The sequence below is a fragment of the Halochromatium sp. NSM3 genome, from assembly GCF_059621085.1.
The window spans coordinates 1-20,663 of sequence record NZ_JCAQIA010000049.1 but is presented as its reverse complement, the minus strand read 5'-3'; the positions used below and the strand labels follow the sequence as shown (position 1 = coordinate 20,663).

General features: G+C 65.3%; 21 protein-coding genes. 11 read left to right on the top strand and 10 right to left on the bottom strand.

Annotated features, from left to right (window positions below; all coding sequences use genetic code 11):
- Positions 1 to 351: 351 nt before the first annotated feature.
- Positions 352 to 1,080, bottom strand: coding sequence for a histidine kinase (locus AC54T3_RS15800; RefSeq protein WP_496626272.1), 729 nt, complete (start codon positions 1,078 to 1,080; stop codon positions 352 to 354).
- 505 nt (positions 1,081 to 1,585) lie between these two features.
- Between AC54T3_RS15800 and AC54T3_RS15795 the strand changes: the two genes are divergently transcribed.
- From AC54T3_RS15795 to AC54T3_RS15745, 11 genes are all read left to right on the top strand, one after another.
- The gene (locus AC54T3_RS15795; RefSeq protein WP_496626271.1) at positions 1,586 to 3,058 is read left to right on the top strand and encodes a TrkH family potassium uptake protein; all 1,473 of its coding nucleotides are present in this window, start codon (positions 1,586 to 1,588) and stop codon (positions 3,056 to 3,058) included.
- Between the two features lie 173 nt (positions 3,059 to 3,231).
- Complete coding sequence (locus AC54T3_RS15790) at positions 3,232 to 3,906, top strand: potassium channel family protein (RefSeq protein ID WP_496626270.1); 675 nt, start codon at positions 3,232 to 3,234, stop codon at positions 3,904 to 3,906.
- 153 nt (positions 3,907 to 4,059) lie between these two features.
- Positions 4,060 to 4,746: an EF-hand domain-containing protein gene (locus AC54T3_RS15785; protein WP_496626269.1), complete on the top strand. Its 687-nt coding sequence runs from the start codon at positions 4,060 to 4,062 to the stop codon at positions 4,744 to 4,746.
- Positions 4,747 to 4,761: 15 nt separating this feature from the next.
- The gene (locus AC54T3_RS15780; RefSeq protein ID WP_496626268.1) at positions 4,762 to 7,344 is read left to right on the top strand and encodes a glycoside hydrolase family 31 protein; all 2,583 of its coding nucleotides are present in this window, start codon (positions 4,762 to 4,764) and stop codon (positions 7,342 to 7,344) included.
- A gap of 175 nt (positions 7,345 to 7,519) precedes the next feature.
- Positions 7,520 to 8,362: a metallophosphoesterase family protein gene (locus AC54T3_RS15775; RefSeq protein WP_496626267.1), complete on the top strand. Its 843-nt coding sequence runs from the start codon at positions 7,520 to 7,522 to the stop codon at positions 8,360 to 8,362.
- 2 nt (positions 8,363 to 8,364) lie between these two features.
- Entirely contained in the window at positions 8,365 to 11,319 is a 2,955-nt protein-coding gene (gene mbhE / locus AC54T3_RS15770) for a hydrogen gas-evolving membrane-bound hydrogenase subunit E (RefSeq protein ID WP_496626266.1), read from the top strand.
- On the top strand, positions 11,319 to 11,720 hold the full coding sequence (locus tag AC54T3_RS15765; protein WP_496626265.1) for a Na+/H+ antiporter subunit C: 402 nt from the start codon (positions 11,319 to 11,321) through the stop codon (positions 11,718 to 11,720). The genes mbhE and AC54T3_RS15765 overlap by 1 nt, the downstream gene beginning before the upstream one ends.
- Positions 11,717 to 13,381 carry a monovalent cation/H+ antiporter subunit D gene (locus tag AC54T3_RS15760; protein ID WP_496626263.1) on the top strand — a complete coding sequence of 555 codons (1,665 nt, stop codon included), beginning with the start codon at positions 11,717 to 11,719 and terminating at the stop codon, positions 13,379 to 13,381. Before AC54T3_RS15765 ends, AC54T3_RS15760 begins: the two co-directional genes overlap by 4 nt.
- Positions 13,378 to 13,884, top strand: a complete 507-nt coding sequence (locus AC54T3_RS15755) for a Na+/H+ antiporter subunit E (protein ID WP_496626261.1) — start codon at positions 13,378 to 13,380, stop codon at positions 13,882 to 13,884. The genes AC54T3_RS15760 and AC54T3_RS15755 overlap by 4 nt, the downstream gene beginning before the upstream one ends.
- Entirely contained in the window at positions 13,881 to 14,156 is a 276-nt protein-coding gene (locus AC54T3_RS15750) for a K+/H+ antiporter subunit F (RefSeq protein WP_496626259.1), read from the top strand. The genes AC54T3_RS15755 and AC54T3_RS15750 overlap by 4 nt, the downstream gene beginning before the upstream one ends.
- 32 nt (positions 14,157 to 14,188) lie before the next feature.
- Positions 14,189 to 14,560: a Na+/H+ antiporter subunit G gene (locus AC54T3_RS15745; RefSeq protein WP_496626257.1), complete on the top strand. Its 372-nt coding sequence runs from the start codon at positions 14,189 to 14,191 to the stop codon at positions 14,558 to 14,560.
- Positions 14,561 to 14,626: 66 nt separating this feature from the next.
- On the opposite strand, the gene AC54T3_RS15740 is transcribed toward AC54T3_RS15745, so the two are convergent.
- From AC54T3_RS15740 to csoS1 (AC54T3_RS15700), 9 genes are all read right to left on the bottom strand, one after another.
- Positions 14,627 to 15,664, bottom strand: a complete 1,038-nt coding sequence (locus tag AC54T3_RS15740; RefSeq protein WP_496626255.1) for a type IV pilus twitching motility protein PilT — start codon at positions 15,662 to 15,664, stop codon at positions 14,627 to 14,629.
- 33 nt (positions 15,665 to 15,697) lie between these two features.
- Positions 15,698 to 16,243, bottom strand: a complete 546-nt coding sequence (gene purE, locus AC54T3_RS15735) for a 5-(carboxyamino)imidazole ribonucleotide mutase (protein ID WP_496626254.1) — start codon at positions 16,241 to 16,243, stop codon at positions 15,698 to 15,700.
- Complete coding sequence (locus tag AC54T3_RS15730; protein WP_496626252.1) at positions 16,243 to 17,400, bottom strand: 5-(carboxyamino)imidazole ribonucleotide synthase; 1,158 nt, start codon at positions 17,398 to 17,400, stop codon at positions 16,243 to 16,245. The genes purE and AC54T3_RS15730 overlap by 1 nt, the downstream gene beginning before the upstream one ends.
- A 19-nt stretch (positions 17,401 to 17,419) precedes the next feature.
- Positions 17,420 to 18,463: a LysR family transcriptional regulator gene (locus AC54T3_RS15725; RefSeq protein WP_496626250.1), complete on the bottom strand. Its 1,044-nt coding sequence runs from the start codon at positions 18,461 to 18,463 to the stop codon at positions 17,420 to 17,422.
- Positions 18,464 to 18,640: 177 nt separating this feature from the next.
- The gene (locus AC54T3_RS15720) at positions 18,641 to 18,895 is read right to left on the bottom strand and encodes a hypothetical protein (protein WP_496626249.1); all 255 of its coding nucleotides are present in this window, start codon (positions 18,893 to 18,895) and stop codon (positions 18,641 to 18,643) included.
- Positions 18,896 to 18,967: 72 nt separating this feature from the next.
- Complete coding sequence (locus AC54T3_RS15715) at positions 18,968 to 19,255, bottom strand: 4a-hydroxytetrahydrobiopterin dehydratase (RefSeq protein WP_496626248.1); 288 nt, start codon at positions 19,253 to 19,255, stop codon at positions 18,968 to 18,970.
- Positions 19,255 to 19,728: a ferritin-like domain-containing protein gene (locus AC54T3_RS15710; protein ID WP_496626247.1), complete on the bottom strand. Its 474-nt coding sequence runs from the start codon at positions 19,726 to 19,728 to the stop codon at positions 19,255 to 19,257. Before AC54T3_RS15710 ends, AC54T3_RS15715 begins: the two co-directional genes overlap by 1 nt.
- 120 nt (positions 19,729 to 19,848) lie before the next feature.
- Entirely contained in the window at positions 19,849 to 20,154 is a 306-nt protein-coding gene (csoS1, locus tag AC54T3_RS15705; protein WP_496626245.1) for an alpha-carboxysome major shell protein CsoS1, read from the bottom strand.
- A gap of 138 nt (positions 20,155 to 20,292) precedes the next feature.
- On the bottom strand, positions 20,293 to 20,601 hold the full coding sequence (csoS1, locus tag AC54T3_RS15700; protein ID WP_496626243.1) for an alpha-carboxysome major shell protein CsoS1: 309 nt from the start codon (positions 20,599 to 20,601) through the stop codon (positions 20,293 to 20,295).
- Positions 20,602 to 20,663 lie beyond the last annotated feature (62 nt).

Sequence of the window (20,663 nt, the reverse complement as noted above, 5' to 3'; positions counted from 1 at the left end):
CAAGCTCGATCAGGCCGCCGGCGCGCTGCGGTTCAGCATGGAGATGGCTGATCCGACCAAGCGGGTGGATCAGGTCAGTACGGTGGTGGCGCGCTTGACCGGGTAACGGGCCATCTCATCTGAATAGCGGCAGAAAGCTTGCGTTGGAGACGTCGTCAGAGCGACCCTATCCACGACCAGCGACAGCTTCGAGATCAGGCGAGCGACATGACCTTAACCCTCAACCAGAGCTGAAACGACTTTGATCCTATCCTCGCACCGAGGCTATGATTCATCAAAGTCACTGCTTAGCCACACCTGATTAGCAAGCGCGCCTTGCAAGAGCACGACGATCGGGAACTACTCACGGCGTCAGTCCTGTGCCAGTGGCAGCTCGAGGGTCGCGTGATCCTCGCCGAGCACGAGTACACCGTCGCTCTCGCGCACGACGCGCTCGACCGCTTTGAGCATCAGGCGGTAGTCTGCCCGCTCAGTTGGGATCGGGCCTTCAGGCTTCTTGCCTTCGCTCATCAAGCACAACCGCAGCCGCTGGGCGTACTGGTCCTGCTCGACCCTGAGCAACGGCTGCTGCGCGCACACCCCGTTACAAGCATGGCCGATGCCGATGAGGCGCAACAGATGCACCAAGGCCGCCTGTAAACCCTGCTCGTCGGTCAGCACCATCGGTGCATCCTCACCCAGGGCGTCCTCCAGCGGCATCGAAGTCCCAGCCGCAACTCGGCCTCCGAACGCCAAGACGACCTCTGCGGCGACCCTGGCCGCATCGACCGGGCGCTTGGGTCCATCGGCGAAGCGATTGGAACGGACATTCTGGGTCAAATTCATCGACAGGGTCGAGACCGCATCGAGCACCCGTTGTATTCGCTCTGCACGACTCTGGTCCTCTCCGAGTTCAAGCTGCAGCGTCTCCGAGACCAATTCGATCACGCTCAGCGGCGAGCGCAGGCTATGGGCCTGTTCACGCGCCTGCTCGGCGAGCAAAGAGCGGCGCTCCAACTCGGTCAGGCGTTCGTGACTCGGGTCGAGGTCCAACGATGCGACCTTCCCAGGCGTAGTGGTGTAGATGGACCGCGTGGTCATAAGCTTGAGTTCTCCTCGAACAGGTCCATGGTTGGCAGCAGCAAGCGTCTCAATGTGCAAGGCGTCTTGCGCTCGTCACAACGGGATGAGCATATGTTGGGATTAGCATACGCTGGGCCAATTCGACGCGCGGGTTGTTGCAAGTCTTTCAGTGAGTTCGACTGCGATACCGCTCGGCTAGGATCTCGGCCAGTGTCTTTGGCCTGCGTCTTTGGCCAACGCCGGTCTCGTCTCCTGTACGCAGCGGGATGACTGGGGCATTTGCTGTCCATCTGGTTGCTTTGCACCGATTTGCGAGGGCTGACGGCAGCCCAGCCATCGCCTGCAGCGCCGGCATCGGGTATCGTCGCCTTTCCGATGGCCGGCAGGCAGGATGAACTCAGATGAGGCCCCTGACCCCGACGCACTCACGCGGTTGCCATGCGACCCCGAGCGGCGCGGTGCTCAATCAGTCCAAGTGTCTGTCGACCGGGAAGACGTGGCATCGCCCGAACGCCGAGGCGCCATGACCGAACGCGCCGCGAACACCTTGATGCGGGCCGCCCGGCTGCAAGTCGTGCTGGGGACCTTGGGACGCCTGCTCCTCGTCCTCGCGGCGCTCTGCGTCCCCCCCGCGTTCGCGGCCTGGAGCCAGGCGAGCAACGAATTGGCCTTGCGGCTTGCGATAACCGCCGCCGTGCTGCTCCTCGTCGGCTGGCCGATCTCGCGACTGCGGCCGGTTCGCTCTGAGCACAGCGATATCCAATGGAACGAGGCGCTCGCGGTCACCGGGCTGGCGTTCCTGTTCGCGGCCCTGGCCATGGTCTGGCCCTTGACGGCGGCTGGCCTCGGCAGGATCGACGCCTTGTTCGAAGCGATGTCCGGCATCACCACCACCGGGCTGACGCTGCTGCGCGGTCTCGATGAGGCCGACCCGGCAGTCCTCTTCCTGCGCGCCTGGATGCAGTGGTACGGCGGGCTCGGGATCGCCGTGCTCGCCGTCGCGCTGATCATGCGTCATCACGCCAGCGCACGCCGGCTGTTGGAAACCACTGGTGAGCAGCTCACCGACGCCGGCGCCCGCGGCCATGCCCGCCGCGTCTCGGCGGTCTATCTCGCGCTGACCGTGATCGCGATCGCCGCCGTCTGGATGACCGGTCTCGCGCCAGTGGATGCCTTGCTGTACGCGCTCCCGGCTGTCGCAACCGGCGGCTTCGCGCCGTCCGATCAGAGTCTCGCCGGATTATCCGGTGCCACGATCGCGACGCTCTCGCTGATCTGCGTCGCCGCTGCGGTAAGTCTTCCTCTGTATGCAAGACTGCCTCACCGTGGCCTGAGCGCGCTCAAGCATGAGCCGGAGCTGATTGCATTATTTGGCGCGATCCTGATCACTGCGTTGTTACTCAGTGCCATCGCATCACTGACCAGCGGCCTGCCGTGGCCGCAGGCACTGGCACAGGGTTTCACGCTCGGCGTCTCGGCGCAGACCGATACCGGTTTCAGTACGGTCGTTGTCGCGGACCTGCCGGCGACGGCGCAGGTGGTGCTGATGACGTCGATGAGCATCGGCGGCTGTACCGGGTCGACCGCTGGCGGGATCAAGCTGATCCGGCTGCTGATCATCATCCGGCTCGTGCAGCTGGCATTGCGCCGCACCGCGATCGCCGAGCGCGCAGTGCTGGATGCGCAGGTCGGCGGTGCGCGCATCGAGCCGCCGATGGTGACTGCGACGCTACAGCTGCTGGCGTTCTGGGTGATGGTGCTGCTGACCTCCTGGCTGGCCTTCCTGGGGCTTGGGCAACCGCCACTCGCGAGTCTGTTCGAGGTGGTCTCGGCAACCGCAAATGCGGGCCTCTCGGCGGGCCTGACCAGCCCCGAACTCCACCCGGCGCTGAAACTGGTGCTCTGCGCCGATATGCTGTTCGGACGCGTGGAGGTCCTGGCGCTGCTGGTGGTGCTCTATCCGCCGACCTGGCTCGCGCGCAAACGCAAACCTTAGCCCTAGAAACGGCCATTGACCGCTTGGTAGAGCGTGCATCACTTTTGCGTTGCCGGAATTCCGCATCCGCCTGACACTCACCCGTGGCTGCCAGCCGCTATCACTCGCGAGTACGTCAAGCGCCTTGGGGGCCATTCAACTGCCGTTTCTAGGTTAACCAGAGCGACACCGCTATGAGAGCCGCATTTGTCGGTAGCAATTCGCTGACCTTGTCCACCGCCGAGCTGCTGCTCGAGGACGGTCACGCGGTGATCATCATCGAACGTGACCGCGACCGCATCGACGCGCTGTCCGAGCGGCTCGACGCCGGATTCGTGCACGGTGACGGCACCATGCCGGATGTCCTGCGCGACGCCGAGCCCGAGAACACCGATGTGCTCTTCTGTCTGATGGAGAGCGACCAGACCAATATCCTGGCTGGGCTGATCGGCCGCTCGCTCGGGTTCGCTCGCGTGGTTCCGCGCGTGAATGACCCGCAGTTCCAGCATATCGCCGCTGAGCTTGGGCTTGAGGACAGCATCATGCCCAACCGGGCAGTCGCCACGCACCTAAAACAGATGCTCTCCGGCGGCAAGTCGCTGGAACTGTCGTCGGTGATCCGCAGTGACGCGGCGATCTTCAGCCTCAGCGCCGACGATTCCGAGAAGGGTCCGATCGAGGAGTTCGACCTACCAGACCGCACTCAGGTCGTCTGCCTCTACCGCAACGAGCAGTTCTATCTGCCGCACGAGGTCAAGGCGATCAAGCCGGGCGACGAGGTCATCCTGATTACCAGCCAACAACAGCTCCCCAAGCTCGAGCAGCGCTTCGAGCGCAGCGAGGCCGGTGATCAGCGGAAGGCCGATTGACCGGAGCGAATCCTCTCGCAAGGATTGAAACCGCAACACGGAATTGGTTTCAAACTTGCTGCACACAATACGTCCGGCAGTGGTTCACACTGTAGATGTCAGCGCTGCAACCGCAGCCGGTCAGCCTCAACCCAACCAACGATGGAGATAGCCATGAGATTCACCACAGCTACCGCACTTAGATTAACCTTGACCTGGGCGCTGAGCCTGTCCGCGCTCGCCCCAGTGCTTGCCCAGGACAGCGCACCACCGGGGGCCGGCATGCGCGATCCGATGAGATTCACCGAACTCGACCGCAACGATGACGGCATCGTGACCGAGGAGGAATTCAACCAGGCGCGCTCCGAGCGCCGTGCAGCCCGCTCCGAGGCTGGCGCGCCGATGCGTGGAATGACCAACGCGCCAGAGTTCAGCGACATCGACCAGAACGGCGATGGCCAGCTGACCATCAAGGAGTTCGCAGACTTTCGAGCCCAACGCATGGGCAGCCGCAGCGGCATGGGTCCCGGCGCAGGGATGGGCGCTGGCGGCATGGGCGGTGCCGGACAGGGCGCCGGTATGGGACCAGGAAGGGGAATGGGGCCTGGCATGGGCCGGATGGGCGGACAGATGCCGACGTTCGCGTCCTTCGATGCCGATGGCGATGGTCTGCTCAGCGAGGATGAATTCGCCCAAGGCCGGGCGGAGCGCATCAAGGAGCGCTCGCAGCAGGGTTATCAGATGCGCAATCTCGCCAACGCACCCTCCTTTGAAGAAATCGATCAAAATGGCGACGGTCAGATCGACAAGGAGGAGTTCGAGAGCGCCCAAATGCAGCACCGCAAAACGATGCAGCCCTAACGCCCGATCGCTGAGATGCCCGACCATGCCGAGCTGACACCTGGTCGCGTCTGCCAGTGGCAGGCGGGGCCAGGGTCGATCATCGCCGAGCACGCGCAGGCGCTGACCCGCATCGATGCCGTCACGGACGATATCCTGCGCATCCGGGTTGCGCCCGCTGGCCGGCTTGCGCCAAGCCACAGCTGGCAGGACCAGACCAGATCGCTCAGCGGCGGCCGACTCTCGGTTGAGGAGCGAGCGCATGCCCTGCATCTCGAGACCGGTGCGATGCGGGCCAGGCTCGATCTCGACACGGGCGCCCTTTCGCTCAGCAACGCTGACGGTGCCGCCTATGCGAGTGATCTCACCCCGGTGCACTGGCGTCACGTTGAGCGCCACGAGATCTCTACCCTGGCCCCAGCGCTCGCACCAGCCGTCGCCTCGACCGTCGCGTCAGCCACGACCCCGAGCGTCGCGCCAGCCACCGCCGCGACCACGAGCCAACAACCCGAATGCGGCTGGTCGACCGGCCCCGCCACCACTGGCCTCTGGCTGCAGAAGGCACTGGACCTGCAGGAGGGCCTGTTCGGCTGCGGCCAGCGCTTCGGCGCGCTCAACCGCTGCGGCCAACGGCTGGCGCATTGGACCACGGACATCCACTCGCCAGGATTGAGCGTGGTCGACGGTTGCCTATACCAATCGCAACCGGTGCTGCTCGCGCTGCGGCCCGGCTATGCCTGGGGTCTGATGCTCGGCTCGAGCGGGTACAGCCACTTCGATCTCGGTGCCGAGCGGCCCGACGCGCTGGGTCTGTTCAGCCTGGGCGGTGAACTCGACTATTACCTCTTCGCCGGCCCCACCCCGGCCGCCGTCGTCGAGCAGATCACAAGGCTGACCGGTCGGCCAGCCTTGCCACCGCTCTGGGCGCTCGGCTATCACCAGTCGCGCTGGGGCTACCGCAGCGATGCCGAGATCCGCGCGATCGCCAATGAGTTCCGCAGCCGGCGCATCCCGATCGACGCCATCCATCTCGACATCGACTACATGGATGACTTTCGCGTCTTCAGCTGGGACCGCGAGCGCTTCCCGAACCCGCGCGCCACCGTCGAGGCCCTGCATCAGCAGGATATCCACGCGGTCACCATCATCGACCCGGGGGTGAAATGCATCGGCTCCAGTTACCCGGTTTTAGAGACCGGACTGCGCGGCGACCATTTCATCCGCCGTCCGGGTGGCGACCTGTTCACCGGTTATGTGTGGCCTGGCGCATCGCTGTTTCCGGATGTCTGCCGCACGGCGACGCGCCGCTGGTGGGGCGACCTGCACGCCGGTCTGCTCGCTGCCGGCGTCGACGGTATCTGGTGCGACATGAACGAGCCAGCCATCGTCGATCGTCCGTTCGAGGTGCCAGGCGCCACCGCGCTGGCGATTCCACTGGATGCCAGACAGGGCGACGACGCCGAGACCTGCCACGCCGAGGCCCACAATCTCTATGGAACCCTGATGGCACGGGCCACCTATGAAGGGCTCCAGCGGCTCCGTCCACAACGCCGACCTTGGGTCCTGACGCGATCCGCCAGCATCGGCGCCCAACGCTGGGCCGTCAGCTGGATGGGCGACAACGCCTCCAGTTGGGAGGATCTGCGCACCAGCCTGCCGCAGCTCGCAAGCATGGGCCTGAGCGGCTCGCCGCACGTCGGCGTCGACATCGGCGGCTTCTACGGCGCCTGCGACGGCGAACTCTTCGCCCGCTGGATCGAGCTGGGCGCCTTCTATCCGTTCATGCGCGCACATGCCTACTACGGCAGCCCGCCCCAAGAGCCCTGGGCATTCGGCGATGAGATCGAGGCCGTCGCGCGAACCGCGATCGAGCGCCGTTACCAGTTCTTGCCCTATCTCTACACCCTGGCGCACCGCGCCCATCGCACCGGCGAGCCGATCCTGCGGCCGCTGCTCTACGATTTCCCGCAGGAGACCGAGCTGCACGCGATCGAAGACCAGCTGATGGTCGGTCCACTGCTGATGATCGCACCGGTCTGTGAGCCCGGCGTCAGCGAGCGTGAGGTTCTCCTGCCGCCCGGCGCCTGGTACGACTTCCACACCGGCAGCCGGATCGACGGCGGTGTGCCTGCGGCGCGCGCTGCCGATGTCGATGCCAATGCCATGCATCGACGCTGTCTGCTACCGGCACCGCCGGGCCGCATGCCGATCCTGGTCCGCAGCGGCAGTTGCTTGACCCTCGGACCGATACGGCAATCGACGCGCGAGCCGCTGACCGAGCTAATCCTAGACGCCTATCCAGGCGACGGACAGGGACAAAGCGGCGCTTGGACGCTGATCGAGGACGCCGGCGATAGCGGGGACATTGCCAATGACACGCAGGCGGAAACCTCGTTAGAGATGAGGTTCGGTGGCACAGGGCCGATCCTCATGGTCGGACGGCGCCGGGGCGGCTGGCAGCCGCATCCGCGCCAACTCGTGCTGCGGCTACATTTGGTCGAACGGCCCGAGCAGATCCTGCTCGACGGCCTCCCATCAACCGACTGGTGGTGGGATCAAGCGCATCAAGCGGCGGTGGTGTCGCTCGCGGATGATGGCGAGCGGCACCAGCTGAGCTGAAGCAACCTACTCCACCTTTTCGTTGCAGGGTGACGGCCTTGTCGTAAAAGTGGCGGGCCTTGAGCTAGTCGAAATCGCTGCTCATGCGGTAGGGTTCCCGTGCGACTGGTACTTGATTTGCCGGACGACCGACACGATACCAGCCCGGGGAGTTTTACCGATGATTGATCCTTACTTGCTCTTTCACCTGAGCGACATCCATTTCGGGCTTGAGGACCATCGCGCGCTCGATTGGGCGAGGCAAGCAATTGCCAACCAGCGGCCCGACGCCGTGGCGATCACGGGGGATCTGACGATGCGCGCCAGGCAGCATGAATTCGACGCAGCCTGCGCCTGGATCCAGTCGCTGGACGCCCCGATCACGGTCGAGGTGGGCAATCACGACTTGCCGTATTTCAACCCGATCGAGCGCTTCTTCGATCCTTACCGGCGGATACGCGCCATCGCCGACAAGGTGGAGGTGGAAATTGACTTGCCCGGGCTTGCCATCGTGCCGCTGAAGACGGTCGCCCGATGGCAGCCGCGCTTGAACTGGTCGAAAGGCTGGGTGACCGAGGCGGCGCTGGGGCGCTGCCTCAGCATGCTCGATGCGCTGCCCGACGGGACGCGCGCGCTGGTAACCGCCCACCATCCCCTGCGCGAAGCGGGCACGCAAGGCACCGCGCTGACCAGAGACGGCCAGAAGGCATTGACCGAGCTGGCCAAGCGGAATGTGCTGGCGGTGCTCTCGGGCCATGTCCATGACGCCTTCGACCTCACGCAGGAGACGGCACAGGGTCCGGTGCGCATGATCGGTGCCGGCACCTTATCGCGGCGCCTGCGCTCAACCCCGCCAAGCTTCAACGAGTTGCGCTGGGATGGCGAGCAGCTCGCCGTCCGTGTGCGCACGCTCGAGGATTACGACACCCAGGACATGATGATCACCGAGGTTCCCGAGGACGCGACGCCCCCGCGCAAGCCGGACGAACCGGTCGCTCCGATCGATCAGGTTCCGCGCACCGATCCGCCCGTGCACTGATCATGAACCTGGTGGTCATCATCGCCGCGCCGCTGCTGGCGGCCGCGCTGGCGGTCCCGGTCCAGCGGGTGGCGGTGCGCGCCCCATCGATACTCGCCGTTGGCACTGGCGTTGTCACCCTTGCAGCGGCGCTGCTGAGCCTCTCGAGCGTCGCCGCCGGCGAGGTTTTGCGAGTGGGAATACCCTGGCTGCCGACGCTGGGGCTGGAGTTCGCGCTGCGGCTCGACGGTCTTGCACTGCTGATGGTGCTGCTGGTGGCGGGCATTGGGCTGCTGGTGAGCCTCTATGCGCGCTACTACATGCCCACGGACGCCCCACGCGGGCGCTTCTTCACCTTCATGCTGTTGTTCCAGGCCGCGATGCTCGGCCTGGTCACGGCCGACAATCTGTTATTGCTGCTGATCTTCTGGGAGCTGACCAGCCTGCTGTCATTCCTGCTGATCGGCTACGACCCCACATCGGCCGAGGCGCGCCATGGTGCCCGCACCGCGCTGCTGGTGACCGCCAGTGGTGGCCTGGCGTTGCTCGCCGGCTTTCTGCTGCTCGGCTCGGTGGTGGGCAGCTTTTCGATCAGCGAGGTGCTCGCCGCCGGCGAGCAGGTGCGCGCCGACCCGCTCCTGCTGCCGATCCTGGTGCTGATCCTGCTCGGCGTCGCGACCAAATCAGCGCAGGTGCCCTTCCATTTCTGGCTGCCGGCGGCGATGGCCGCACCGACGCCGATCTCGGCTTATCTGCATTCGGCCACCATGGTCAAAGCCGGCGTTTTCTTGCTGGCGCGATTTTTTCCAGTCTTCGCCGAGAGCACGCCCTGGTTTCCGTTGGTGGGCGGCCTCGGCCTCGCGACCTTCGTCTTCGGTGCCTATATCGCACTGTTCAAGCACGACCTGAAGGGGTTACTGGCCTACTCGACGATCAGCCACTTGGGCCTGATCACCTTCTTGTTCGGGCTCGGTACCCCGCTCGGTGCCGTTGCCGGCCTGTTCCATCTGATCAATCACGCCGTCTTCAAGGCGTCCTTGTTCATGGCCGCTGGCATCATCGATCACGAAACCGGTAGCCGCGATCTGCGCCGATTGCGCGGCCTCTATCCCTATTTCCCCGTCACCGCTGGGTTGGCGATGATCGCCGCAGCGGCCATGGCCGGGGTGCCGCTGCTGAACGGTTTCCTGAGCAAGGAGATGTTCTTCTCCGAAACCCTGCATTCCGTGCGCATGGCCGAGTGGCCGCTGCTGCTGCGGGCGCTGTTGCCAGTGGCCGCCATCCTTGGCGGGGTGTTCTCGGTCGCCTATTCGCTGCGCTTCATCCACGGTACCTTCTTCAATGGCCCTTATCCAGCAGCCGATCCCGCGCTGCGCGATTCGCCCCATGAACCACCGGGTTGGATGCGCCTGCCGGTCGAGGTGCTAACGGCGCTGTGTGTGGTCATCGGTGTGCTTCCGCAACAGACCATCGAACCGATGCTACGCCTCGGCGTTGGCGGCATCCTGGGACCCGTGCCTGAGTTCCATCTCGCGATCTGGCACGGGTTCTCGCTGACCTTCTTGATGAGCGGCGTCGCACTCGGTGGTGGCGTGCTCCTCTACGCGCGGCGCTCACCCCTGTTCGCCGCCCATCGGCGCAACTTCCCAGCCCGGCGCGCCGAGACCTGGTTTCAGCAGTTCATTGCACGCATGGTGGGACAGAGTCGCCGGTGGCGCCGCTGGCTGCAGCCAGCCTCGCTGCGGCAGTCGACGGCCTGGCTGCTCTCGGTCGGCGTCGGCCTTGGCTTCCTGGGCTGGCTCAGCGCACAACCGCCGACTGGAGTTGCGCTCGCTCAAGCGGCGACGTCTGGCGCATCGCCTAGCGCTGCTGCAGACACTCAATCGCTCGCGATACCACTTGATATCACCAGCATCGCCGCTGCCCTCGTGCTAGCCGCAGCGACCTTGACGCTGCTGCGACAGCGGGCTCATCGGCTGATGGCCGTGGTGCTGACCGGCGTGATCGGCTTAATCGTCAGCCTTGCCTTCGTGCATTTCTCGGCCCCGGACCTCGCGCTGACCCAGCTTGCGGTGGAGCTGGTCACCACGCTGCTGTTACTGCTGGTGCTGACGCTGCTGCCGCGCGGCCACGCGCGGCCGGTCGCTGTCTGGCGGCGCAGGCGCGACCTGCTCCTTTCGGCGGTGGTGGGATGCGCGAGCGCGGCGCTGGCCGCCAGCATGCTGCGGCATCACACCCCGGGTAGCGGCGACTGGTACCTGCGGCTCGCCGAGCCGGCCGCCGGCGCCGCTAATGCGGTGAATGCAATCCTGGTGGATTTTCGCGCCCTCGATACCCTGGGTGAGATCACCGTGTTGACCATTACCGCAGCAACGGTGATGGTACTGCTCGATGGCCTGCGGCTGCGCCAGTTCGGCGCCATCGGCCGCAGCACGATGGAGCCAGCGCATCCGCTGATGCTCTCGGTGGTGTCAGGACCAGTGCTGCCGGCGGCGCTGATGCTGGCGGCCTTTCTGCTCCTGCGCGGCCACCAGGCGCCTGGCGGCGGCTTCGTCGCCGGGCTCGTTATCGGCATCGCGTTGATCGTGCAGCAGATCGCGAACGGACGCGCCTGGAGCGAGCGGCAGCTTCAACTGAGCACGCTCCCGCTGATCGGCGGCGGTCTTCTGCTGGCGCTGGGCACCGGTCTCGCGGCGCTGATCGTTGGTCGCCCCTTCCTGACCAGTGCGCTCTGGCACGGCAGCCTGCCCTTGCTTGGCGATCTGATGTTGACGAGCACGCTGCTGTTTGACATCGGCGTCATGATGATCGTCAGTGGCATGCTGCTGATGGTGCTGGATGGGCTTGGCCGGGTCGGCGCTCCTGGCCTCGATCGCGCCGGCGAGGCCGGCTTCGATCACGTCGACGTGGCTGATCATGATCACGTCGGCGTCCCTGATCTCAATGATTCCGAGCAGACTGACCGGAGGAGCGGCTGATGCTGTGGCTCTTCGCCGGCAGTATCGGCCTGCTGATGGGCTGCGGGACCTATCTGGTACTGCGTGCGCGCGGCTTCTCGGTGGCGCTCGGGCTGATGCTGCTGACCTATGCGACCAACCTATTCGTGTTCGCGGCAGGCGGTCTGCAGGTTGGGGGCACGCCCGTGCAGGCATCATTCATGGAGCAGGGCAAGGCGCTCGAGCTGATGGCCGATCCACTGCCGCAAGCGTTGGTGCTGACCGCCATTGTCATCGGCTTCGCGATGACGGCCTTGGTGCTGGTGCTGGTCCTGCGCGCCTTATCCGACCTCGGCTCCGAACGTGTTGACGCCCTGCCGCTCGACACCCAGCGCTTCAACGCCCAGCGCAGCGAATCTCAACACGACGAGGGGCAGCAGTGAGCCTGCTACTGATCCTGCCCATCGCGCTGCCGCTCGGCCTCGGCGCCTGGCTGTTCGCTCGCCCGGTGATGCCACTGCGCCAGCAGCGCAAGCTCGGCCTGATCGGCGCCGTCGGTCAATTTGGCGCGGCACTCGGGCTGCTGACGCTGAGCGCACAGGGGCATATCGCGGCCACTTTGATCGGCGACTGGCCCATGCCTTACGGCATCGTGCTGGCCGCCGACCGGCTCTCGGCACTGATGCTGACGCTCACCAGTGCCCTGGCGTTGGCGGTGATCGCGCACCTCTGCCTGAGCCCCGACGCCGCAGACCGCGACGGCCGTCATTTTCATGCCTTGTTCCAACTGCAGTTGTTCGGTCTGGCCGGCGCCTTTCTGACCGCCGACCTGTTCAATCTGTTCGTCTTCTTCGAGGTCTTATTGATCGCCTCCTACGGGCTCTTGGTCCAAGGCGGCGGCCCCGCGCGCAGCCGTGCCGCGTTGCACTATGTCGTCCTCAACATGATCGGCTCGAGCCTGTTTCTGATCGGCGTGGCGTCGCTCTATGCTGTGGTCGGCACCTTGAACCTGGCGGAGCTGAGCGAGCGGCTGCGAGCCCTGTCACCCGCTCAGGCACCCGTGGCCGGTGCCGGTCTGCTGCTCCTGACCAGCGCCTTCGCGCTCAAAGCCGCCCTGGTGCCGTTGCACGCCTGGCTGGTTCCGGCCTATAGCGCGGCACTGGCGCCCGTGGCGGCGCTGTTCGCAATCATGACCAAGGTGGGTGTCTACGCCCTGTTACGGCTGTTCGCCGTGATCCCGATCTGTGCCACGGACGGCAGCGGAGCCTTGGCCGAGCTGCCCATCCAAACGGTCATCGCGACGGGGGCGCTGCTGACAATGGCGGCCGGTGCCATTGGCGTGGTGGCCGCCGCCGAGCTGCGTGTCATGACCGCGTATCTGGTCCTGGTGTCGGTCGGGACGCTGTTGGCCGGTGTCGCCGTTGGAACCGCCGCAGGCATCGGCGCCGGTCTTTACTACCTGATCCACACCACCTTGGTCACCGCAGCGCTGTTCCTGCTGATCGATGTCATCAGCCAGGGCCGGCCGCGAGGTTCCTGGCTGCGACCGGGTCAGCAGCCGCCGGCGGCCGCTTGGCTGGGGGCGCTGTTCCTGCTCGGTACCGTCGCTATTGCTGGTCTGCCGCCGTTGAGCGGATTCGTCGGCAAGGCAATGATCCTGCAGGCTCTGCAGAGCGCGAATGCGGCGGGCGGGGAAGCGCCGGGATTGCATCCAGGCTGGATGCTAAGCTGGATACTGAGCTGGATCGTCGTGCTCGGCTCCAGCCTGCTGGTGGTGGTCGGACTGTCGCGAGCCGGGGTGACGCTGTTCTGGCGGGGGTCGCCGGCGCCGGCCGGTACTGCTGGCGGGCGCTTCGCACATGCGCCGGTCGCGTCCGTCCTGTTGGGTGCCAGCCCGCTGTTGGCCCTCCTCGCCGACCCGATTGCAGGCTACACCGAGGCGGCCGCGTTACAGCTCCTGGATGGCGGTGACTTCAACGCCGCGATCAGAGGTTTAGAACCGGTCGATCCGTCTGCGGCTGCCATCATCGCAATCAGCGGACTGGAACCGGTCGACACGCTATCGGCCGCCACGGCCTCGGCGAACAGTGGAGGTCATCAATGATGCGCCTTGTCAAACCGCTGCTCGGCTATCCACTCGCGGTCTTGTCCTTGACGCTCCTCTGGCTGCTGCTGCAGGGGAGCCTTGCGTTCGGTCAGATCGTGCTCGGGACCATCCTGGCGTTGGCGGTCACCACGGCCTCAAGCCGCTTTTGGGCAGGCCGACTCAGGCCGCGCCGCCCGCTCCTGATCGTCCTCTATCTATGGCGAGTCGCGGTGGATGTCGTCATTGCCAACCTGCGCATCGCCGCGTTGATCCTAACGCCCTCGCGCCATCCGCGACCCGCCTTCGTCGAGCTGCCACTCGCGTTGAATGAGCCCTTTGCGCTTTACGTCCTAGCGACCACCATCTCGCTATCACCAGGCTCATTGTCGGCGGACCTGAGTGCCGATCGGCGTGTGCTGTTGTTGCATCTGCTCGATGCGCCCGATCCGGCCGATACCGCCGCCGAATGCGCAATGATCAAGGACCGTTACGAACGCCTGCTGCTGGAGATGTTTCCATGAATGTCCTCGATGTCGCGATCGGCGCCGCGCTGACCATGCTCAGTCTGGCGTTGCTGCTCAACCTGTGGCGCGCCCTGCGCGGCCCCGACATGCCCGACCGGATCTTGGCGCTGGATACGCTCTACACCAACAGCATCGCGCTGCTGGTACTGCTCGGCATCCAGTTCCACAACATGCTGTACTTCGCCTCGGCGCTCCTGCTGGCGCTGCTCGGCTTTATCGCCACCGCCGCGCTCTGCCGCTACCTGCTGCGCGGCAACCTGATCGAATAGACCCGCCGAATAGATCCGCCACGAGGGCGCTCATGATGCTGATCGATACCGTCATCGCCTTGCTCATCCTGCTCGGGGCTGCGTTCACCCTAATCGGCTCGATCGGCCTGGCGTCGTTACCGGACTTCTTCTGTCGGCTGCATGGTCCCACCAAGTCGACGACCCTAGGCGTCGGCGGCATGCTCGCGGCATCGGCGCTGTATTTTGCCGCCGAAGGCTCGGCAACGACGCCGGTAGAGCTGCTCGTCGCGCTGTTTCTCTTCATGACGACGCCGGTGAGCGCACACCTGCTGGCCAAGGCTGCGTTGCATCTGCGGTTACGCTCGCTGGCGCCGGTGCCGGCGCGCTTTCGGCCCGAGAGCGGCGATTACAGCGACTCACACGCAGCGCGCGCTCAGCACTAACGCCACTTGCTCGTGGTCACGCCACTGCGCGCTGTTTGTGGCTCTGCGGCACTCTAGCGCTTGGCGCTATTGAAAGGTCTCTTTGTTCTGCGCCTGACCGCGTGCATCGGCCTTGGAGATCAGCCCGCGCTTGAGCAGCTCGGTCAGGTTCTGATCTAGGGTCTGCATGCCGTGCGCCTGACCGGTTTGGATTGAGGAGTACATCTGCGCGATCTTATCCTCGCGGATCAGATTGCGGATCGCGGGGGTGCCGATCATGATCTCGTGGGCGGCGATGCGACCGCCGCCGGTTTTCTTCAGCAGCGTCTGCGCGATCACCGCGCGTAGGGATTCCGAGAGCATCGAGCGTACCATGGCCTTCTCGGCGGCCGGAAAGACATCGACGATGCGGTTGATGGTCTTGGCCGCAGAGCTGGTATGCAGGGTGGCGAACACTAGATGGCCGGTCTCGGCGGCGGTCAGCGCGAGTCGGATGGTCTCGAGATCGCGCAACTCGCCGACCAGGATGATGTCCGGGTCTTGCCGCAGTGCCGAGCGCAGCGCCTCGCTGAAGCCGAGGGTATCGCGGTGCACCTCGCGCTGGTTGATCAGGCAGCGCTTGCTGACGTGGACGAACTCGATCGGATCCTCGATGGTGAGGATGTGCCCGTACTCCTTGTCGTTCACATCATCGACCATCGCCGCAAGCGTGGTCGATTTCCCCGAGCCGGTCGGCCCGGTCACCAGCACCAAGCCGCGCGGCACAGCGACGATGTGCTTGAAGCTCTCCGGCGCCTGCAGATCATCGAGCGTCAACACCTTGCACGGGATGGTGCGGAAAACTGCAGCCGCGCCCCGCTTCTGGTTGTAGGCATTGACGCGGAAGCGCGCGACACCGGGGAGTTCGAACGAGAAATCGGCCTCGAGGAACGCCTCGTAATCCTTGCGCTGCTTGTCGTTCATGATCGCGTCGATCAGCGCATGCACCGCGCGATGCTCGAGCGCGGGTGCGTTGATCCGACGCATGTCGCCATCGACTCGGATCATCGGCGGCAGACCGGCCGAGAGATGCAGGTCCGAGGCGTTGTTTTGGACCCCGAAGGCGAGTAGCTCGGCGATCTCCATGAGACGCACCTCAGCGGCGTTACAGCCCGGGCCTCAGCGCACACCGCGTGCGGCGCGGACGGTCTCGGCGGTGATCTCGCCAGCCTCGACCCGTTGCGCCTTGGTCAGCACCTGCGCCTCGAGGTTCTCCTTGTAGTGCTGAACCCGCTGGCGCAGCTCGAGATCGGCGGTCCCCAGGATCTGCGCCGCCAACAGCCCGGCGTTCTTGGCACCGTCGATGGCGACGGTCGCCACCGGCACCCCGGCCGGCATCTGCACGATCGACAACAGCGAATCCTGCCCCGAGAGCGCCGCTGATTTGACCGGCACGCCGATCACCGGTAGGGGCGTGATCGCCGCGATCATGCCAGGCAGATGCGCCGCGCCGCCCGCTCCGGCGATGATCACCCGCAGGCCACGCTCGGCGGCCTGCTCGGCATAGGTGAACAGCCGCTTCGGGGTGCGATGGGCGGAGACGATGCTGAGTTCGTAGGACACTCGCAGTTCGTCGAGGATCTCGGCTGCGGCCTGCATCACCGGCAGGTCCGAATCACTGCCCATGATGACGCCAACTAGGGGCTTGTCTTGACGCATGCTCATCAGTCTCGCTCGCCTCCAATCTCGATCAAGGCGCGCACCTGCTCTGCTTTCTCGCGCGCGCGTTCGATGTCCGCATCCAGAACCGTCACATGACCCATCTTGCGGAACGGCCGGGTCTCGGCCTTACCATACAGATGCACCGAGACGCCGGGAATCGCGAGCGCCGCACGCAGGCCCCGAATCACCGGGGGGCCGGACGCACCCGGCGCGCCGAGCAGATTGATCATCGCCGCCGGCATCAGCTGATCGGTCACCCCGAGCGGCAGCCCGGTGATCGCGCGCAGATGCTGCTCGAACTGATCGGTGATGCAGGCTTCGATGGTGTAGTGGCCAGAATTATGCGTGCGCGGTGCCACCTCGTTGACCAGCAGCTCGCCGTCCTCGGTGAGGAACAGCTCGATGCCGAAGATGCCGACCCCCTCCAGCGCGGTGACCGTCTCGATGGCAAGGCGGCAGGCTGCGGCGGCGGTTTCGGCCGGTAGCCTTGCCGGTGCCAGTAGGATATCGAGGATGTTCTCGCCGGGGCGGAAGCACATCTCCACCGGATCATAGCTGCGTACCTCGCCATCCTGACCGCGCACCACGATCACCGCCAGTTCCTTGGCCGCCGGGATAAAACGCTCGATCAACGAGGGCACTGGCAGCGCTTGGGCAAAATCGGCCGGCGAGTGCATCACCACCACGCCGCGACCGTCGTAGCCTCCGCGCCGGGCCTTCTGCACCAGTGGATAACCGAAGCGGGCGAAGCTGTCCGCATCCGGCTGCTCGGCGGCGACGAACTCGGCGCTCGGGATGCCGAGCCGGAGCAGCAACTGCTTCTGCCGCAGCTTGTCCTGAATCTCGGCGAGCAGTGCCGTGGGCGGCAAGATGCGATGCCCGCGCCGCGCGATCGTGCTCAAGATAGCGACATCGATGTCCTCGATATCGAAGGTGATCACATCGACCTGATCCGCCAGCTGCTGCAAGGCGTCCGGATCATGTGAATCGGCCAGGATCTGGCGCCCCGAGACTTGACCGGCCGGCGATCCCGGGGTGGGATCGAGCACGACGCAGGTACAGCCGATGCGCTTGGCCGCCTTGACCAGCATGCGCCCGAGCTGGCCGCCGCCAATGATGCCGATGCGAAAAACGGGATAAGGATATTGGTCTGGAGGCATGGCTGGAAGCTATCTAGGCTTAACGCGATGGCGCGATCAGGCTGTCGCGCACACGCGCGAAATTGGTCTCGGCCTCGGCCAGGCGCGCCCGAATCTCTGGCTCGTAGTCGATGGCAAAATCCAGAAAGGTGCGCGCAATGAGCGACAGTTCGCGCGCCCGAGAATAGACCAGGTGCCAACGACGGATAATCGGAAACCCCTCGACATCGAGCAACGCGAGACGCCCGCCGGCACTCTCGAGCGTGAGCGAATGCAGGGACAGGGCCGCAATCCCGAGACCACCGACGATGGCGCGTTTGATGGCCTCATTGCTGCCGAGCTGCATGCGCACCCGTGGCACGAGACCACCGGCGGCAAAGTGCGCGAGCACCGCATCCCGAATCCCGGAGCCGGACTCGCGCAGGATGAAATTCTCCTCGGCCAGGGCGCTGAGCGGGATCGCGCGTTGCCCGGCCAGCGGATGATCGACGCTGGCGACCATGACGAGTGGATTCGGCGCGAAGGGGATGGTCTGAATCTGATCGTTGACCTCGCGGGGTTGCCCCATCACATAGAGATCATCGTCATGCCCCAGCAGCCGCTCGAGGATGTGCTCGCGGTTGGTGACCTTGAGCGAGACATCAATGCCCGGATAGACCTGGCAGAAGGCGCCGAGGATCTCGGGCGCGACGTACTTGGCCGTGGTCAGCACTCCGAGCCGCAAGCGGCCGCGTTTCAGCCCCTTCAGATCGGCAAGCTTGATCTCGAGGTTCGACAGCGTGCCGAGGATATCGCGACAGGCTGCATGCACCTCGCGGCCCGCGTCGGTCGGCTCGATGGTGCGCCCGACATGGCGAAACAGCGGCGTGCCGATGGCCTCGGAGAGCTTCTTGATCTGCATCGAGACCGTCGGCTGGGTAAGGAAGAGTTCCTCGGCGGCGCGGGTGAAACTGCCAAGCCGCACGATGGCCTCGAGCAGTTGCAGTTGGCGCAGGGTGGTATGTCGGATCAGATAATCCGAGCTATGACCACCGGTGCTCGTGCGCACGTCGACGGCGTCGGGAGTGACGGTAGTATGGGGCATCGCGCTGTGACGACTGCTTCCAGCAGGTACGCCCTTGGGTTTACGTCCGGCCATGCGACCAAGTCCTCGGTTCGACAGGCTCCATGCCAGGATCAGCCTGTTGGCTCATCGCGGGACTTGGACGAGTGGGTTTTGAGGAGCGCTGTTGCCGGACCGAGCGGCCTCGGCATGGCAAGCTCAATCTGGCCAGATCCGATGACCGCCTTGAAAGGGATCATCCACGGAGGGATTCCGCGCCCGCGCTTCGCTGGCGAGTGCCGCGACACCGAAGGCTCCCTTCTGGGCCGGCGCGGTCCGTTGTGGGCGACTCCTGCGGGTCGGCGCGGCGGCCTTGACCGGCGCCTTCTTGCGCGTCGTTGTCGTCGCGCCAGCCGAACTCGAGGCGGGCGTGGACGCCCCGGTCGACGCGGATTGGGTGTTCTCTTCGCTCATGTTCCATCCTCCAACCAGTATGCAAGGTGCAAGGCGTTGGTCATCGAGATGATGGACCCGCAGGCCGCACCTTTAGGAGCCATCGGCGGTATCCAGGAGCGCATCGACCTGGCGCGCAAAGGCATGCAACTCCTCCCCAACCTGCTCCGCCCCCTCTTCTGCAAACAGGGTAAAGTTCACATAGGTGCGGCCAAAGCTCAAGTTCGGAAAGACCTGGGTTGTTTCGGACAGCACCGCGACCTGATCAAGGAAATCCCGCAAGGGCTCGTAATCGTCGAATTCAATGCGCCGCTCCAAGCGCAGCGGGCGCGCACGCTCGCGCCAGGGATGACCGCCGGTGTCGGCCGTAGATCTGGCCATCAGAAATAGGCCCGTTCATTCGGTTGATGCCGGGGCACCCCGAGGGCCTCGAGCCAGGTCTCGATCTCGGCGGCGTGATGCAGTTCATCCTGGAGCAGTCCATTGAAGAACTCGCCATTCTCATGATCGCCAATGCGCCGGCAGAAGCGCGTCGCCTCGTCGTAGAGCGCGACGATCTCGGCCTCGAGCACGGCGTCCTGGCGCAGCAGGTCGATCAGATTCCGGGCCACACCTGCGGGACGCATCTGCGACGCATTCGGCGAGACCCCAAGGCCGAGCATGCGCTTGACCAGGTGTTCGGCGTGCTGCATCTCCTCCACGGTTTCGCGGCGAAACCGATCAGCCGCTTCCTTCAAGCCCCAAGCCTCGGCCAGTGCTGCTTGCGTCATGTACTGCTGCACGGCCGAGTATTCGAGACTCAGAGCACGGCCAAGATAGCCCAGTGTGCGTGGATGAACGGTTGCGTGACGCATGCGCTGCGTGGATCCCAGTCCGTCGATGCTGATTTGCCGAGCAGGCTCGCCGTGGCAGGTGAGGCTCACCCGACACGGCTTGGCCGATTAGGCCCCTGTTCGCCCCCTGTTAGATCCCTCTCAGTCCGCCGAGCCGTTCCCAGTCGGTAGCACCTGCTCCACCTCGCGGTGCGGACGGGCAATGATGTGCGCAGCCACTAGGCCGTCGCCGACGCGTTCGCAGGCGTCGGCACCGGCGCGCACGGCGGCGTTCACGGCGCCAGTCTCGCCGCGCACCAGCACGGTGACATAACCGCCGCCGACGAACTCACGGCCGATCATCCTGACCTCCGCCGCCTTCGTCATCGCGTCGGCTGCTTCGATTGCCGGCACCAGGCCGCGCGTCTCGATCATTCCGAGGGCAATGCCCATCGTTTCATGTGCCATCGAACTTCTCCTAGGGTTGACGCGCCGGGCCTAGGTGACCCGCTTCGCGATCGTGTCAATGAGGCTCGAGGCCGACCGCGACGACAGCTGGAGCTACCCAGCCCGCCGCGCGGCGGCTCGATTGGATGCCGCGCCCGATCAGTCCGAGCTGCTGCCGCTTCCGGTCGGCAGCACCGGCTCCACCTCGCGGTGCGGACGGGCGATGATGTGCGCGGCCACCAGGCCGTCGCCGACGCGCTCGCAGGCATCGGCGCCGGCGCGCACGGCGGCGTTCACGGCACCGGTCTCGCCGCGCACCAGCACGGTGACATAGCCGCCGCCGACGAACTCACGGCCGATCATCCGCACCTCGGCGGCCTTCGTCATCGCATCGGCCGCTTCGATTGCCGGCACCAGCCCACGCGTCTCGATCATGCCAAGCGCAATACCCATGGTCTCGAGCGCCATGTATCTATCTGCGGCTGTCTACTGTCTTTGAGTAGGTTGCTCTCGATCGTCATCTCCTGTGG

Coding starts and splice junctions, on each gene's coding strand:
- AC54T3_RS15800 (WP_496626272.1), bottom strand. CDS start 1,080: ATGACCACGCGGTCCATCTACACCACTACGCCTGGGAAGGTCGCATCG.
- AC54T3_RS15795 (WP_496626271.1), top strand. CDS start 1,586: ATGACCGAACGCGCCGCGAACACCTTGATGCGGGCCGCCCGGCTGCAA.
- AC54T3_RS15790 (WP_496626270.1), top strand. CDS start 3,232: ATGAGAGCCGCATTTGTCGGTAGCAATTCGCTGACCTTGTCCACCGCC.
- AC54T3_RS15785 (WP_496626269.1), top strand. CDS start 4,060: ATGAGATTCACCACAGCTACCGCACTTAGATTAACCTTGACCTGGGCG.
- AC54T3_RS15780 (WP_496626268.1), top strand. CDS start 4,762: ATGCCCGACCATGCCGAGCTGACACCTGGTCGCGTCTGCCAGTGGCAG.
- mbhE (WP_496626266.1), top strand. CDS start 8,365: ATGAACCTGGTGGTCATCATCGCCGCGCCGCTGCTGGCGGCCGCGCTG.
- AC54T3_RS15765 (WP_496626265.1), top strand. CDS start 11,319: ATGCTGTGGCTCTTCGCCGGCAGTATCGGCCTGCTGATGGGCTGCGGG.
- AC54T3_RS15755 (WP_496626261.1), top strand. CDS start 13,378: ATGATGCGCCTTGTCAAACCGCTGCTCGGCTATCCACTCGCGGTCTTG.
- AC54T3_RS15750 (WP_496626259.1), top strand. CDS start 13,881: ATGAATGTCCTCGATGTCGCGATCGGCGCCGCGCTGACCATGCTCAGT.
- AC54T3_RS15745 (WP_496626257.1), top strand. CDS start 14,189: ATGATGCTGATCGATACCGTCATCGCCTTGCTCATCCTGCTCGGGGCT.
- AC54T3_RS15740 (WP_496626255.1), bottom strand. CDS start 15,664: ATGGAGATCGCCGAGCTACTCGCCTTCGGGGTCCAAAACAACGCCTCG.
- purE (WP_496626254.1), bottom strand. CDS start 16,243: ATGAGCATGCGTCAAGACAAGCCCCTAGTTGGCGTCATCATGGGCAGT.
- AC54T3_RS15730 (WP_496626252.1), bottom strand. CDS start 17,400: ATGCCTCCAGACCAATATCCTTATCCCGTTTTTCGCATCGGCATCATT.
- AC54T3_RS15725 (WP_496626250.1), bottom strand. CDS start 18,463: ATGCCCCATACTACCGTCACTCCCGACGCCGTCGACGTGCGCACGAGC.
- AC54T3_RS15720 (WP_496626249.1), bottom strand. CDS start 18,895: ATGAGCGAAGAGAACACCCAATCCGCGTCGACCGGGGCGTCCACGCCC.
- AC54T3_RS15715 (WP_496626248.1), bottom strand. CDS start 19,255: ATGGCCAGATCTACGGCCGACACCGGCGGTCATCCCTGGCGCGAGCGT.
- AC54T3_RS15710 (WP_496626247.1), bottom strand. CDS start 19,728: ATGCGTCACGCAACCGTTCATCCACGCACACTGGGCTATCTTGGCCGT.
- csoS1 (WP_496626245.1), bottom strand. CDS start 20,154: ATGGCACATGAAACGATGGGCATTGCCCTCGGAATGATCGAGACGCGC.
- csoS1 (WP_496626243.1), bottom strand. CDS start 20,601: ATGGCGCTCGAGACCATGGGTATTGCGCTTGGCATGATCGAGACGCGT.